Raw genomic sequence first — 14,594 nt, forward strand, 5'->3', positions numbered from 1 at the left:
GGAGCCCCCGGAGCGCTCCCCGGCGTGTCGCGTCGCCCCGGCGGCACCTCAGGACGCGGGCTGGGCGACCTCGCCGCCGGCGGTCTCGGCGAGGATCCGCTCGGCGACCTCCTTCATGGTCATCCGGTGGTCCATCGCCGTGCGCTGGATCCACTTGAACGCCTGCGGCTCGGTCATCCCGTACGTCGTCATCAGCGCGCCCTTGGCGCGCTCGACCGTCTTGCGGATCTCCAGCCGGTCGGTCAGCCCCGCGACCTCCGCCTCCAGGGCGGCGATCTCCGAGTAGCGCGACAGCGCGATCTCCACCGCCGGCACCAGGTCGCTCTTCTGGAAGGGCTTCACGAGGTACGCCATCGCGCCGGCCGCCCGCGCCCGCTCCACCAGGTCACGCTGGCTGAACGCGGTCAGGATGATCACCGGGGCGATCCGGGCGCCCGCGATCCGCTCGGCGGCGGCCAGCCCGTCCATGATCGGCATCTTGATGTCGAGGATGACCAGATCCGGCTTGAGCTCCTCGGCGAGCCGGACGGCGGTCTCGCCGTCACCGGCCTCCCCGACGACCTCGTAGCCCTCCTCGACGAGCATCTCGGCCAGGTCCAGCCGGATCAGCGCCTCGTCCTCGGCGATCAGAACGCGCCTGCGCTCGACGTCCGTCTGCATCTCGGCCACGAGCCACTCCCACCAGTCTGTGCTCGACACCCGCGATGCCGGGTGTCGCCGCCCTTAGCGTAGTGGGTAACCTATGTGGCGCCGCCACAGCGTTGGGCGACGACGTCCCCGTATTCCAATGGCAGAGAAGCGGAGCTCAAACCTCCGACAGTGTGGGTTCGAATCCCACCGGGGACACCGGAACTGTCGTACGGGCGTACGAGACTCGTCCTGTGCACGCACCGGAGATACGCGCCCGAGCCCTCAGAGTCCACCTGGGCGGCGCAACCATCGCCGAGGCTGCCCGGGTCGTCGGTCTTTCCTACCGGACTGTCTGGGAGTGGTGCCGCGAGCGGCCGCAACCGCTGGTTCGAAGCACGGCAGAGCGCTGTTTCCGCTGCCGTCGCGACGACGGATATCCGACAAACCCATCGGCCTACAGCTACCTGCTGGGCCTCTACCTGGGTGACGGGCACCTGGTCACTAGCTCGCGGGTGCCGGTCTTGAGGATTTCCTGCGGCGACGCGTGGCCCGGGTTGATCGACGCCTGCGACTCCGCTATGCGCGCGGTGCTGGCCAACAAGGTCCAGCGGGTTCCACAACAGGGCTGCGTGAACGTGCAGAGTTACGGCAAGCACTGGCCGTGCCTGTTCCCGCAGCACGGTCCCGGCAAGAAGCACGAGCGTCAGATCACCCTCGCCGACTGGCAGAAGAGGATCGTCACCGCCCATCCCGGGCCTTTCCTGCGGGGTTTGTTCCACTCCGACGGCTGCCGGTTCAGCAACCGGGTGACGACGCGCGGCAGGAGCTACGTCTACCCGCGCTACATGTTCGTCAACGAGTCGGCCGACATCATGGGGCTCTGCCAGTGGGCACTGGACCTGCTCGGCATCGCCTGGCGGATGAACCGCCGCAACTCCCTCTCCGTGGCGCGCCGGGACGCCGTCGCCGCCCTCGACCACCACGTCGGCCCGAAGTCCTGACCGTGCCGCCCGGTCGGCTCCCACGGGTGGAACGCCACGGGTGTCACCTGGGCCCGTTGGCACCCGTGGCGTTCCACTCCCGTGCGCCACGACGCCCGCGGCGGGGCGACTCGCGGCAACGGGGCGACCGACTCGCGGCAGTGAGGGCGGGCGACGGCGTTGGTCCGGCCAGCCGAATTCAGCGAGGGCCGGCCGACGACGTCGGTCCGGCCAGCCGAGTACAGCGGAGGCCGGCCGACGGCGTCGATGCGGGTCAGCCGAGTTCAGCGAGGACCGGCCGACGGCGTCGATGCGGGTCAGCCGAGTTCGGCGAGGGCCTGGGCCAGGTCGGCGCGCAGGTCCTCCGCGTCCTCCAGGCCCACCGAGACGCGCAGCAGGCCCCCGCACGGCTTGGCCTCCCCCTCGACGGGGCGGTGGGTCAGCGAGGCCGGGTGCTGGATGAGGGTGTCGACGCCGCCCAGCGAGACCGCGTGGGTGATCAGCCGGCAGGCGTTCGCGACGGCGGCCGCGGCGGGGGCGCCGCCGCGTACCTCGAAGGCGAGGAGGCTGCCGGGGCCGTTCATCTGCCGTCCGACGAGCCCGGCGGGGTCGTGCAGCGACGGGTGGTGCACCTGCGCGACGGCGGGGTGGGCGGCGAGCCAGGCGGCGAGCTTCTCGGCGCCGGCCTGCTGGGCACGCACCCGCACCGGCAGGGTCTGCAGGCCGCGGTGCAGCAGGTACGCGCCGAGGGGGTGCAGGATCGCGCCGGTGAGCGCGCGGACCTGGCGCAGCCGGGCGGCCCAGTCGGCGTCGCAGGCGACCACGCCGGCGAGGACGTCGCCGTGCCCGCCGATGCTCTTGGTGGCGCTGTGCAGCACGAGCGTGGCGCCGTGCCGGGTGGGTTGCTGGAGCACGGGGGTGGCGACGGTGTTGTCGACGAGCAGCGGCACGTCGCCGGCGGCGCGGGCGAGGGCGGCGATGTCGACCAGGTCGAGGGTGGGGTTGGCCGGGGTCTCGGCGATCACCAGGGCGGTGTCGGGGCGGACGGCGGCGGCGACCTCGTCGGGGCGGGCCCAGGTGACGGTGGTGCCGAGCAGGCCGGTGGCGAGCACGTGGTCGGTGCCGCCGTAGAGGGGGCGGACGGCGACGAGGTGCCGCCTGCCGTCCCGGGTGGCGGCGAGCAGGGTGGCGGTGAGGGCGGCCATGCCGCTGGCGAAGGCGACGGCGTCGGTGGTGTCCTCGAGGTCGGCGAGGGCGGTCTCGAAGCGGGCCACGGTGGGGTTCCACAGGCGCTGGTAGACGGCGCTGCCACCGGCGGGGAGGGTGCCTCCGGTGGCGAGGGCCTCGTACGCGTCGCCGCCGGCGTCGACGGACGGCAGCGGGTTGGTGGTGGAGAAGTCGATCGGCGGCACGTGGACGCCGAGTGCGGCGAGGTCGTCGCGGCCGGCGTGCACGGCTCTGGTGTCCACGGTCGTCATGCTGGAAGGATCGAACATAGCGCCAACAGGCGGCAATAGTTCCGAACATGATTCGGTAATTGCCCTTGGAGGCGCGGGCTGGTTCGATGGATGATGCCTCCATGCCCCTTGCTACGAATGATGTGCGGCGGTTCGCCGACCTGGACGACACCGACCGGGCGATCCTGTCGGAGCTGGCCGCCGACGGCCGCCTGCCGAACAACGCCCTCGCCGAGCGGGTCGGGGTGGCCCCCTCGACGTGCCTGACCCGCACCCGCGCCCTGCGGGAGCGCGGGGCGATCCGCGGGTTCCACGCGGAGGTCGATCCGGCGGCGGTGGGGCTGCCGTTGCAGGCGCTGGTGTCGGTACGGCTGACCGCGCACGAGCGGGCGGCGGTGGACGCGTTCCGGGCCCGGTCGGTGCGGCTGCCGGGGGTGGTGGCGGTGTTCCACGTGGCGGGCGCGGAGGACTACGTGCTGCACGTGCGGGCGGCCTCGGCGGACGCCCTGCGGGACTTCGTGCTGGACCACCTGGCCGTGGACCCGGCGGTGCAGCACACCCAGACGAGCCTGATCTTCGAGCAGGCCCGCGGCATGGGCTGAGCGCGCTGCGGGCCCGCGACGGGCGCGTGAGCCGGATCGCCCCGGGGAACAAACCCGAGGTGGGGCGGGTTGGCCACCCTTGTGATCAACGTACCGCTGTCTGTTCTCGATCTTGCCCCGGTCGCGGCTGGCGCCACTGCCGGCGCGGCGCTGCGGCACACCACCGAGCTGGCCCGGCGCACGGAGGAACTCGGGTACCGCCGGTTCTGGGTGGCCGAGCACCACAACATGCCGGCGATCGCGAGTTCCGCGCCGGCGGTGCTGCTCGCGCACCTGGCGGCGCACACATCGACGATCCGGCTCGGCTCCGGCGGGGTGATGCTGCCCAACCACGCGCCGCTGGTGGTGGCCGAGCAGTTCGGCACCCTCGAAGCGCTGCACCCGGGCCGCATCGACCTGGGCATCGGCCGGGCCCCCGGCACCGACCAGGTGACCGCGCTGGCGCTGCGCCGGACGATGGAGGGGCTGTCGGCGGAGGGCTTCCCCCGGGAGCTGTCGGACCTGATGAACTACTTCAGCGGGGAGCGGCCGGGACCGATCACCGCCACCCCGGGCCTCGGCGAGCAGCCGGCGGTCTGGCTGCTCGGCTCCAGCGGGTTCAGCGCCCAGCTGGCCGGGCTGCTGGGTCTGCCGTTCTCCTTCGCGCACCACTTCAGCGCGCAGAACACGGTGCCCGCGCTGGCGCTGTACCGGCAGCACTTCCGGCCGTCGAAGTGGCTGGAGAAGCCGTACGCGATGGTGGCCGTCAACGCGGTCTGCGCGGACACCGACGAGCGGGCGGAGTGGCTGGCGGGGCCGGCGGCGCTGTCGTTCCTGCGGCTGCGCTCGGGGCGGCCCGAGCCCCTGTCGACGCCGGACGAGGCGGCGGCGTACCCGTACACGGAGGCCGAGCGCGAGTTCGTGCGGCAGCGCCGCGACGGGCAGGCGACGGGCTCCCCCGAGACGGTACGGCGGCAGCTCGGGGAGCTGCTGGCGCGCACCGGCGCGGACGAGCTGATGCTGACCACGCTGGTGTACGACGTGGCCGACCGGGTGCGCTCGTACGAGCTGATCGCCGAGCACGTGGCCGGTGGCCTGCGCCGCGAGGGCTGAAACACGATCTTCACGTCGGCGTCACCGGGGCGACGCGCGGCCCGCCTAGTTTTGACCTCGGTGGTGGTACGGCATTCCCGGTCGGGACGGGTCGGGGATGCCGCGGTGTGGGGCACCGGGCCGGAGCTGTGCGGATTCCGCGGCTGCGGCCCGGTGCCTTTTCCGTTCTGCGACCGGCCGACCGTGCGCCCCGGGGGCGCCGCCGCCGACCGGTCGTCGGGTCACCGCAGGTAGACGTTGGGCGTGGGCGGGGCGGCCATGCCGTCGCCGAGGAAGAAGCCCGGGTGCGGGGGCTGGTTGTAGGCGGTGTTCTGCCAGGCGACCGCCACCCGGTACTGCGGGTCGTGCATGAGCGTGTGGATCCGGGTGTTGGTGGGCGTGGGCGTGCTGTAGATGCGCAGGGCCCGGCTGTCGGTGGTGCGCCAGACGACCTCCTCCCGCCAGTCGCCGAACAGGTCGGCGGAGAGCGCCGGGGTGGACTTGGTGCCGTTGTTCGCCGCCACGCCGCTGGCGGTCAGCAGGCGGGTGTCGCCACCGGTGCCGTACTTGTCGATGCGGGTGCCGTCGAGCAGTTCCCGGACGGGGTCGCCGTCCCACCAGGCGAGGAAGTTCGCCGAGGACGGCCGGCGCCCGACGACGGCCCCGGTGGCGCTGTAGAGGTCGCCCATGTGGGTGCCGGCGCCCCAGAACTCGGCGCCGGGGCTGCCGGCGTGGATGTCGGCGGCGACGCCCCGGCCGGGGCCCTCGACTCCCCCGTTGTTCGGCCGCTGCCAGAAGACCTGACCGGTACGGGCGTCGTGCAGGTCGGCCGCCGGCTGGTTGCCGGACTCGTGGATGGTGAAGACCTCCAGGCCGGCGCGGGCGGGCAGGAGGTCGCCGACGTGCAGGGCGTCGCCGTGGCCGAAGCCGGTGGCGTACATCAGGCGGCCGTCGTCGTTGATGGTGGCCGACCCGTACACGATCTCCTGGCGGCCGTCGGCGTCGACGTCGGCGACGGAGAGGTTGTGGTTGCCCTGGCCGAAGGCAGCGCCGTTGCCCGAGGCGTTGGAGTCGAAGGTCCACCGCTTGCGCAGGGTGCCGTCGCGGAAGTCCCAGGCCGCCACGACCGCCCGCGTGTAGTAGCCGCGGGCCATCACCAGGGAGGGGCGCTGCCCGTCGAGGTAGGCGGTGGCGGCGAGGAAGCGGTCGACCCGGTTGCCGTAGTTGTCGCCCCAGGAGGAGACCGTGCCTCGCGGCGGGTCGTAGTTGACGGTGGAGAGGACCGCGCCGGTGCGGCCGTCGAACATGGTCAGGTACTCGGGGCCGGCGAGGACGTACCCGCTGGAGTTGCGGTGGTCGGCGGTGGCGGAGCCGATCACCTGGCCGGTGCCGGAGCGGGTGCCGTCGGCGGTCTTCATGGCCACCTCGGCGCGACCGTCGCCGTCGTAGTCGTACACCTGGAACTGGGTGTAGTGGGCCCCGGCGCGGATGTTGCGGCCCAGGTCGACGCGCCACAGCCGGGTGCCGGTGAGGGTGTACGCGTCGACGTACACGTTGCCGGTGTAGCCGGACTGGGAGTTGTCCTTGGCGTTGGACGGCTCCCACTTGACCACGAACTCGTAGTCCCCGTCGCCGTCGAGGTCGCCGACGGAGGCGTCGCTGGCGGAGTACGTGTAGCTCTCGCCGCTCGGCGTGCTCGCGCCCGCCGGCACCTGCAACGGCACGTCGAGGTAGCCGGCGGGGAACCGGAGCGCGGCTGCGGAGGCGGCCTGTTCGGTGCCGCCGACGACGGCGCGCACGGTGTAGGTCGCGTCGGCCGCCGCGCCGCTGTCGAGGTAGTTGGTCGCCCCGGTGATCGGGCTGCCGTTGACCCTGGTCGTGCCCCGGTAGAGGTTGAAGGCGACCCCGGTCGTCTCGGTGCCGAGCAGCCGCCAGGAGACCAGGTTGCCGCTGCCGGAGCGGACGCTGACCAATCCCCGGTCGAGGTCCTCCATCTGCACCGCCCCGGCCGGCGGCGGGGTGGTCGGCGGCGGCGTGGTGGGTGGCGGGGTCGTGGGCGGCGGCGTGCTCGGCGGCGGCGGGGTGGTCGGGCCGCCGGTGGGCGCGGCGCCGGTGCATGCGGTGCCGTTGAGGGCGAAGCCGGTCGGTGGCGGGTTGCTCCCCTCCCACGAGCCGTTGAAGCCGAAGGTGGCGCTGGCACCGGTGGCGAGCACCGCGTTGTGCTCGACGTTACGGGCGGTCACCTGCGCGCCGGACTGGTCGACGACGGCGTTCCACGCCTGGGTGACCCGCTGGCCGGCGGTGTGCGACCAGGTGAGGGTCCAGCCGTTCACCGGGTCGCCCAGGTTGGTGACGGTGACGTCGGCGCCGAAGCCGCCGGGCCACTGGTTGGTGATCCGGTGCTCGACGCGGCAGCCTGCGGCGGCAGCCGAGGCGGTGAGGGTCGGAAGCGTACCGGCGGCGAGAGCGGCCGCGGCGGCCGCGGCGAGCAACGCGACGCGGCGATGGGTGATGGGCATGGGGAGTGGCCTCCGGGGAGGTTGGGCGCGCGGCAACCGTCGCCGTCGGCCTGCCCGGGCCGGCGGGAGGAGACGCCGCGCTTGCGGCGGTGGTCCGACGCCGTCGGTACGGCGTCGGTGTCGACGCCGCCGCTCCGGTGTCGGGCGTCCCGGCGCCGGCACTGCGGCGTCGGTGCTCCGGCGGGCGGCGTCGAGGGGTGGCTCCGCGCACCTGCGATGCTAGGGCAAGCGCTTTCAGCGGACAATCCGTCTTCCCCCGCCCTTCTGGCCGCCCTGCTTCGGGCGTCCCCGTGGCGGGGGGCACCAGCCACTTCCCTTGCCCCCGGCCCGGATTCTTGATCGACTCAGGGCGTGGCTGAGCACATGACCCCGGACGAGTTCCGACGCGCCGGGCACGCCGTGGTGGACTGGATCGCCGACTACTGGGCGACGCTGGAGCGGCGTCCGGTGACCTCGCAGGACCCGCCCGGGACGGTGGCCGCCCGGCTGCCCGCCGGCCCGCCGGAGCACGGCGAGCCGGTGGAGGCCGTCCTGGCCGACCTGGACACCCTGATCACGCCGGGGCTGACGCACTGGCAGCACCCCGGGTTCTTCGGCTACTTCCCGGCCAACACCTCGGGGCCCAGCGTGCTCGGCGACATGGTCAGCGCCGGGCTGGGCGTGCAGGGGATGCTCTGGGCGACCGGGCCGGCGTGCACCGAACTGGAGACGGTGCTGCTGGACTGGCTCGCCGAACTGCTGGACCTGCCGAAGCGGTTCCGCTCCGGCTCCGGCGGCGGCGGGGTGATCCAGGACTCGGCGTCCTCGGCGACGCTGGTGGCGACCCTGGTCGCGCTGCACCGCGCCGGCGGCGGCCGGTGGCGTGAGGTCGGCGTCGACCGCCGCTACCGCGCCTACGCCTCCACCCAGGGCCACTCGTCCATCGAGAAGGCCGCCCGGATCGCCGGGCTGGGCGCCGACGGCGTACGGCCGGTCGAGGTCGACCCAGAGACGCAGGCGATGTCCCCGGCGGCGCTGCGCGCGGCGATCGAGGCGGACCTGGCGGCCGGCGTGGTCCCGGCGATCGTGGTCGCGACCGTCGGCACCACCTCCACGACCGCGATCGACCCGCTGCCGGAGATCGGCGCGATCTGCGCCGAGTACGGCGTCTTCCTGCACGTCGACGCCGCGTACGCGGGAGCGGCGGCGGTCTGCCCGGAGCTGCGGTTCGGGCACGCCGGCCTGGAGTACGCCGACTCGTACTGCTTCGACCCGCACAAGTGGCTGCTCACCGGCTTCGACTGCGACGCGTTCTGGGTGGCCGACACGGCGGAGCTGATCGAGGCGCTGAGCGTGCTGCCGGAGTACCTGCGCAACGCCGCCACCGAGTCCGGCGCGGTGATCGACTACCGGGACTGGCAGGTGCCGCTGGGCCGCCGGTTCCGGGCGCTGAAGCTCTGGTTCGTGCTGCGCTGGTACGGCGCCGAGGGGCTGCGCGCGCACATCCGCTCCGGCGTGTCGCTCGCCGCCCGGTTCGCCGACCGGGTCCGCGCCGACGACCGGTTCGCGCTGGTGGGGGCCCACCCGTACTCGCTGGTGTGCTTCCGGCTGGTGGCGGACGACGAGGTCAACGCGGAGCTGCTGGCCCGGGTCAACGCCACGGGCCGGGTGCACCTGACGCACACCCGGGTGAACGGCCGCTACACGCTGCGCCTGGCCGTCGGCTCCCCGCAGAGCACCGAGGTCCACGTCGACGAGGCGTGGACCCTCCTCACCGACGCCGCGACCGCCCTCCTCCCCCACTGACCGCCGCCCCGCCGCCGCGCCACCTGCACCGGCTGGCCCGGTTACGGCCGGTGGCGGCCGGTTGGCGGCGCTGGCCGATCGCGCTGTGGCACGGCTGCGCGGGTCGATCGCGCTGGCGGCGCGGATACGCGCTGGCCGGTCGCGCTGACGGCGCGGATGCGCGCTGGCCGGTCGCGCTGACGGCGCGGATACGCGCTGGCCGGTCGCGCTGACGGCGCGGATACGCGCTGGCCGGTCGCGCTGACGGCACGGCTGCGCCGGCCGTGCTGCGGGTGCGGCTGCCGCTGCGGCTGCGGTGCCGGTGCCGGTGCCGGTGCCGGTGTAGATCTTGGTAGGAATCGGCCCCTGGAGGGGCACGTTCCTACCAAGATCTACACGATGCGACGCGACGCGATGCAGGGCAGGGCGGGCGGCGCCGGGGCGGGGGTCAGCGGTTGTTGAGCGAGGGGACCGCCGCCGGAGTCGGGAGACGGTCCTCGGCCGGGGCAGCCGTCGCGGGGACAGCCGTCGGGAGACGTTCCCCGGCCAGGGCAGCCGCCGAGGCGACGGCCGCCGAGGGGACGTCTGCCGGGGAAGCGGTCGCCGGAGGGACGGTCGCCGGGCTCAGGGCGTCGGCCGCCAAGGCGGTCGCGGCGACGGCGCGCTGGCGGCGGGTGCGCAGCAGCGCCCGGACGGCCAGGGCCAGGGCGGCAGCCCAGGCGACGGCCAGCAGCGCGTAGACGGCCGGCCGGGCCGGGCCGCCGAGGTCGGCCGAGCGCATCAGCGTACGGGCGTTGGTCAGCACGATCACGCCGCCGATCGCCGCGCCGAGCAGTTGGGCGGGGACGATGCGCACCAGCCAGGCCGCGATGGGCGCGGCGATCAGGCCGCCGACGAGCAGCGCGGCGACCATGGGCAGCAGGAAGCCCTCGGAGCCGAGGCCGATCAGGAAGCCGAGGCTGGCGGCGCCGGCGACCACGAACTCGGACGTGTCCACCGAGCCGATCACCTTGCGCGGCTCCATCCGCCCGCTGACCAGCAGGGCCGGTGTGGCGACCGGGCCCCACCCGCCGCCGCCGGTGGCGTCGACGAAGCCGGCGACCAGGCCGAGCGGGCCGAGGAAGCGGCTGCGCAGCTGGCCGCCGCGCCGGTCGGTGCGCAGCGGCCGGGAGAAGCGCACCAGCAGGTACGCGCCGAGGGTGAACAGGATGCCGGCCATCCACGGGGCGGCCGACTCGGTGGAGATCGAGCTGAGGAAGGTCGCGCCAGCGAACGCGCCCACGGCTCCGGGGAAGGCGATCCGGCCGACCACCCGCCAGTCGACGTTGCCGAACCGCCAGTGCGACACCCCGGCGGCGAGCGTGGTGCCGATCTCGGCCAGGTGCACGGACGCCGACGCGGCGGCCGGCGCCACCCCGACGAGCAGCAGCAACGTGGAGGAGGTCAGCCCGTACGCCATGCCGAGGGCGCCGTCGACGAGTTGCGCGGCGAGCCCGACCAGCGCGAGGACCAGCAGCTTGCGCACGAGCGCCCCCTGACTTTTCGGTATCTCCTATCGACTTGGTCGACAATGCGGCACGGGGCGTGCCCCGGTCAAGCCTCCAACCGGTCAGTGAGACGACAGACGCCGCCCGGCGGCCCGGCCGTGGCGGCGACGAGCACGATCCCGAAGCGGGCAAGAAGTCAACGCGATCCGGAAGCGGTGCGGGTCAGGTCCAGGCGCGGGGGTCGGCGGCCAGCTCGACGACCCGGCCCGGCAGGGTGCCGCCGGCCACGTCGGCGACGGTGACCAGTTCCAGGATTTCGCGCTCGCTGGCCCGCAGGGCGATCCAGACCTCCTGGAGGGCCCGCGCCGCACCGTGGTAGCCGAGTTCCTCGGGCCGCTGCCCGCGTACGTGCGCGAGCGGGCCGTCGATCACCCGGATCACCTCGGCCAGCGAGATCTCCCCGGCCGGTCGGGCCAGCCAGTAGCCGCCCTCCGGGCCGCGCTGGGCCTGCACGATGCCGCCCCGGCGCAATTGCAGCAGGATGCTTTCCAGGAACTTCGGCGGGATCTCCTGGGCGCGGGCGATCTGGTCGGCGGTCACGGGCCGGCTTCGCCCGGGCCCGGCGTCGGCGGTCACCGAGGCGAGCTCGGCGACCGCGCGGAGGGCGTAGTCGACCCGGGCGGAGAGGCGCATGCGGCAAGGTTAGTCGCCTGACCGACCCGCCCGGACGATCACCCCTCGACCGATCGGCCGGTGGCGATGCGCGGGCGGCCTCGGAGACGCCGCTGGTGGCGAGCCCGACGGGTCGGGCCACGACGGTCGGACGGTCAGTCTCCGACGCGGCGCAGCAGCCCCTCCTGCACGGCGCTGGCGATGTGGTGCCCGTCGGTGGTGAACATGCGGCCGGTGGCGAGCCCCCGGGCGCCGGAGGCCGACGGGCTCCAGCAGTCGTAGAGGAACCACTCGTCGGCGCGGAACGGCCGGTGGAACCAGAGCGCGTGGTCGAGGCTGGCCCCGACCACGCCGCCCGGGCCCCAGACCTCGCCGTGCACGGAGAGCACCGAGTCGAGCAGCGTCAGGTCGGAGGCGTACGTGAGCGCGCAGGCGTGCAGCAGCGGATCCTCGGGCAGCTTGCCGTCGATGCGCATCCAGACCCGCTGGTGGGGGTCGGCGGGGCGGTCGCCGGGGCGTACCCAGCCGGGCTCGCCGACGTAGCGGACGTCGATCGGGCGCGGGATCTGCGCCCAGATGCCGAGCCGCTCCGGGTAGCGGGCGAGCCGGTCGGCCATCGTCGGGACCTCGTCCGGCGCCGGCACGTCGGGCGGGGTGGGGGCCTGGTGGTCCAGGCCCTCCTCCGTCCGCTGGAACGACGCCGACATGAAGAAGATCGGCTTGTCGTGCTGGAGCGCCACCGAGCGGCGCACCGAGAAGGAGCGGCCGTCGCGGACGTTCTCCACCTCGTACACGATCGGCTCGGCCGGGTCGCCCGGGCGGACGAAGTAGCCGTGCAGGGAGTGCACGAAGCGGGCCGGGTCGACGGTGCGTCCGGCGGCGACCAGCGCCTGGCCGGCGACCTGGCCGCCGTACACCCGCTGGGGACCGACCGGGGGGCTCATCCCCCGGAAGGTCATCCCGCCGGTGTGCTCCAGGTCGAGCACCTCCAGGAGCTGGTCGACCGCGGCCTGCCCGACCGCGACGTCCGCGTCGCTCACTGCAAGGCCCGCGCCGACGCCGCGTCGACCAGCGATCCGAGCTGGTGTACGCGCAGCGTGTTGGTCGAGCCGGGGGTGCCGGGCGGGCTGCCGGCGACGATCACCACGTAGTCGCCGGGGTTGGCCCGGTCGAGCCCGAGCAGCGCCTGGTCGACCTGGCGGAACATGTCGTCGGTGTGCTCGACGAACGGCATCAGGAACGTCTCCACGCCCCAGGAGAGGGCGAGCTGGTTGCGCACCTCGGGCACCGGGGTGAAGGCGAGCAGCGGCAGATCGCAGTGCAGCCGGGACAGCCGCCGCACGGTGTCGCCGGTCTGCGAGAAGGCGACCAGCGCCTTCGCGCCGATGGCCCGGGAGATCGAGGAGGCGGCGACGGTCAGCGCGCCACCGTGCGTACGGGGGTCGTGCTGGAGGCGCGGCACGCCGATCGAGCCGGACTCGGTGGTGGTGACGATCTTCGCCATGGTGCTGACGGTGAGCACCGGGTACTTGCCGACGCTGGTCTCGCCGGAGAGCATCACCGCGTCCGCGCCGTCGAGCACGGCGTTGGCGACGTCGGAGGCCTCGGCGCGGGTCGGCCGGGAGTTCTCGATCATGGAGTCGAGCATCTGGGTGGCCACGATGACCGGCTTGGCGTTCTCCCGGCAGAGCTGCACGGCACGCTTCTGCACCAGCGGCACCTGGTCCAGCGGCAGCTCCACGCCGAGGTCGCCGCGGGCGACCATGACGCCGTCGAAGGCCAGCACGATCTGCTCCAGGCAGTCGACCGCCTCGGGCTTCTCCACCTTGGCCAGCACCGGCCGGTGCACGCCCTCCTCGGCCATGATGCCGTGCACCAGCTTGATGTCGTCCGCCGAGCGGACGAAGGAGAGCGCGATCAGGTCGACGCCCAGGCCGAGGGCGAAACGCAGGTCCTCGGCGTCCTTCTCGGACATCGCCGGCACGCTGACCGCCACGTTCGGCAGCGAGACGCCCTTGTTGTTGGAGACCGGGCCGCCCTCGGTGACCAGGCAGCGGATGTCGTTGCCGGTGACGTCGGTGACCTCGACGGCGACCCGGCCGTCGTCGATCAGCAGCCGGTCGCCGGGCTTGACCTCCTGCGGAAGCTTGCGGTAGGTGCAGGAGACCCGCTCCTTGGTGCCGAGGATGTCGTCACCGGTGATGACGACCGAGTCGCCGGTGCGCCACTCGTGCGGGCCGTCGGCGAACCGGCCGAGCCGGATCTTCGGGCCCTGGAGGTCGGCGAGCACGGCCACCGGCCGTCCGGCCGCTTCCGCGGCCTCGCGGACCAGCCGGTACACCGCCTCGTGATCCTCGTGGCTCCCGTGGCTGAAGTTGAGTCTCGCCACGTTCATGCCGGCCTCGACGAGGCCCCGGATGCGCTCCGGCGACGAGGTGGCAGGACCAAGAGTGCAGACGATCTTCGCGCGGCGTGTCACGCCCATCAGGCTAGTCTCTCCTCCGGGTCTGGCTGTGGGCCGACCCCTTGCGGACTGCGGAACATTGTCCAACGACGCGCGTCACGCGCGCAGCCGGCGGGCGGAACCCACGCCGGAACGTTGAGGCGGCGGGCATCGGCGACCGCGCGCCGGGAATCGTACGCCCCCGGCGCTACCGGGCAGCCGGGTGCTCCCCGCCGTTCCGCCCGACGCCGCCACGGCCTCCCCCGCGCGCCCGCGCCGGATCCGCCGGCCGTCCCGGTCGGCTCCGCCCCGGGCCCGTAGGTCGACGGCGGGGCGCTGCGTTGGGGGCGGTGCTCGGGCTGCGGCGGCGCGGCAGGCCGGCGGTCTTCCGTACCGGGGGCTCAGCTCTGCGTCTTGACCAGCGGGAACTCCAGCGAGCCCTCCGGGCAGAGGAAGGTCAGCACGTCCACCCGGTAGAGCCCCGCCTGGACGGCCGGGTCGGCCTCCATCACGCTGCGTACGTCGTCCACGGAGCCGGTGCGTGCCAGGCCGAAGCCGATCGGCGGGTCCGGTTCGCGGGCCGGGCCGTCCACCGAGCCGGCAACCAGGATGATCCCCCGCCGTTGCAGGGCCTGCATGTGCGCGAGGTGCTCGGCCTGCAACCGCTGCACCGTCTCCGCCGGCAGCGCCCGCCCGGCCGCGCCGGGATACAGCACGATGCACTCGTACGTGTCGAGCGCGAAGTCGACCTGCGGCACTCCCGTCATGGCGTTCCCTCCCGCGTCGCGCCGCACGCGGCGACGTGCGCTCGGTCGACCGGCGGGGCGTACGCCCGTGGTCGACGTCGAGCCGGCACGGCCCAGCGTCGCACGGGCAGCCGGCCGGCACGGGCGCTCCGGGCAACTTCGTCCCCCGCCCGGCCCGGTTGTGGCAACGTCGCGCCGTGTCGTGGCGGGCCCGGGGGCACCC

At 73.9% G+C, this 14,594-nt stretch carries 12 protein-coding genes and 1 tRNA gene; 5 read left to right on the plus strand and 8 right to left on the minus strand.

The genetic code is table 11. From position 1 onward, the window contains the following. Positions 1-48: 48 nt before the first annotated feature. A complete protein-coding gene (locus tag OG989_RS29105) occupies positions 49-669 on the minus strand; it encodes an ANTAR domain-containing response regulator (RefSeq protein ID WP_151457121.1) in 621 nt (206 codons plus the stop codon). A 104-nt stretch (positions 670-773) separates the two neighbouring features. Between OG989_RS29105 and OG989_RS29110 the strand changes: the two genes are divergently transcribed. Together OG989_RS29110 and OG989_RS29115 are read left to right on the plus strand one after the other, a co-directional pair. After that, positions 774-846: transfer RNA gene (locus OG989_RS29110), tRNA-Leu, on the plus strand. 296 nt (positions 847-1,142) lie between these two features. After that, positions 1,143-1,631, plus strand: a complete 489-nt coding sequence (locus OG989_RS29115; protein WP_327029083.1) for a hypothetical protein — start codon at positions 1,143-1,145, stop codon at positions 1,629-1,631. Between the two features lie 296 nt (positions 1,632-1,927). Here OG989_RS29115 and OG989_RS29120 read toward each other — a convergent pair whose 3' ends face one another. After that, complete coding sequence (locus OG989_RS29120; protein ID WP_327029084.1) at positions 1,928-3,106, minus strand: trans-sulfuration enzyme family protein; 1,179 nt, start codon at positions 3,104-3,106, stop codon at positions 1,928-1,930. 83 nt (positions 3,107-3,189) lie between these two features. On the opposite strand from OG989_RS29120, the gene OG989_RS29125 reads away from it, so the two are divergent. Next, positions 3,190-3,669 carry an Lrp/AsnC family transcriptional regulator gene (locus OG989_RS29125; RefSeq protein WP_132236429.1) on the plus strand — a complete coding sequence of 160 codons (480 nt, stop codon included), beginning with the start codon at positions 3,190-3,192 and terminating at the stop codon, positions 3,667-3,669. Positions 3,670-3,750: 81 nt separating this feature from the next. After that, entirely contained in the window at positions 3,751-4,761 is a 1,011-nt protein-coding gene (locus OG989_RS29130; protein ID WP_192581569.1) for an LLM class flavin-dependent oxidoreductase, read from the plus strand. 221 nt (positions 4,762-4,982) lie between these two features. On the opposite strand, the gene OG989_RS29135 is transcribed toward OG989_RS29130, so the two are convergent. Next, positions 4,983-7,259, minus strand: a complete 2,277-nt coding sequence (locus OG989_RS29135) for a rhamnogalacturonan lyase family protein (RefSeq protein ID WP_327029085.1) — start codon at positions 7,257-7,259, stop codon at positions 4,983-4,985. Positions 7,260-7,610: 351 nt separating this feature from the next. On the opposite strand from OG989_RS29135, the gene OG989_RS29140 reads away from it, so the two are divergent. Further along, positions 7,611-9,044, plus strand: a complete 1,434-nt coding sequence (locus tag OG989_RS29140) for a pyridoxal-dependent decarboxylase (RefSeq protein ID WP_327029086.1) — start codon at positions 7,611-7,613, stop codon at positions 9,042-9,044. Positions 9,045-9,471: 427 nt separating this feature from the next. Here OG989_RS29140 and OG989_RS29145 read toward each other — a convergent pair whose 3' ends face one another. The 5 genes from OG989_RS29145 to OG989_RS29165 all read right to left on the minus strand — a co-directional run bounded on the left by OG989_RS29145 (position 9,472) and on the right by OG989_RS29165 (position 14,392). After that, positions 9,472-10,548, minus strand: coding sequence for a sulfite exporter TauE/SafE family protein (locus tag OG989_RS29145; RefSeq protein WP_327029087.1), 1,077 nt, complete (start codon positions 10,546-10,548; stop codon positions 9,472-9,474). A 184-nt stretch (positions 10,549-10,732) separates the two neighbouring features. Continuing rightward, positions 10,733-11,203, minus strand: coding sequence for an RrF2 family transcriptional regulator (locus OG989_RS29150; RefSeq protein WP_311413602.1), 471 nt, complete (start codon positions 11,201-11,203; stop codon positions 10,733-10,735). A gap of 134 nt (positions 11,204-11,337) precedes the next feature. Further along, positions 11,338-12,222 (minus strand): acyl-CoA thioesterase, encoded by an 885-nt coding sequence (locus OG989_RS29155; RefSeq protein ID WP_151456959.1) that lies wholly within the window; start codon positions 12,220-12,222, stop codon positions 11,338-11,340. Beyond that, entirely contained in the window at positions 12,219-13,667 is a 1,449-nt protein-coding gene (gene pyk, locus OG989_RS29160) for a pyruvate kinase (protein ID WP_151456958.1), read from the minus strand. Before pyk ends, OG989_RS29155 begins: the two co-directional genes overlap by 4 nt. Positions 13,668-14,026: 359 nt before the next feature. Continuing rightward, positions 14,027-14,392: a YciI family protein gene (locus OG989_RS29165; RefSeq protein ID WP_151456957.1), complete on the minus strand. Its 366-nt coding sequence runs from the start codon at positions 14,390-14,392 to the stop codon at positions 14,027-14,029. Between the last annotated feature and the right edge of the window lie 202 nt (positions 14,393-14,594).

The sequence above is a fragment of the Micromonospora sp. NBC_01740 genome (genome assembly GCF_035920365.1).
Lineage (GTDB): Bacteria > Actinomycetota > Actinomycetes > Mycobacteriales > Micromonosporaceae > Micromonospora > Micromonospora reichwaldensis.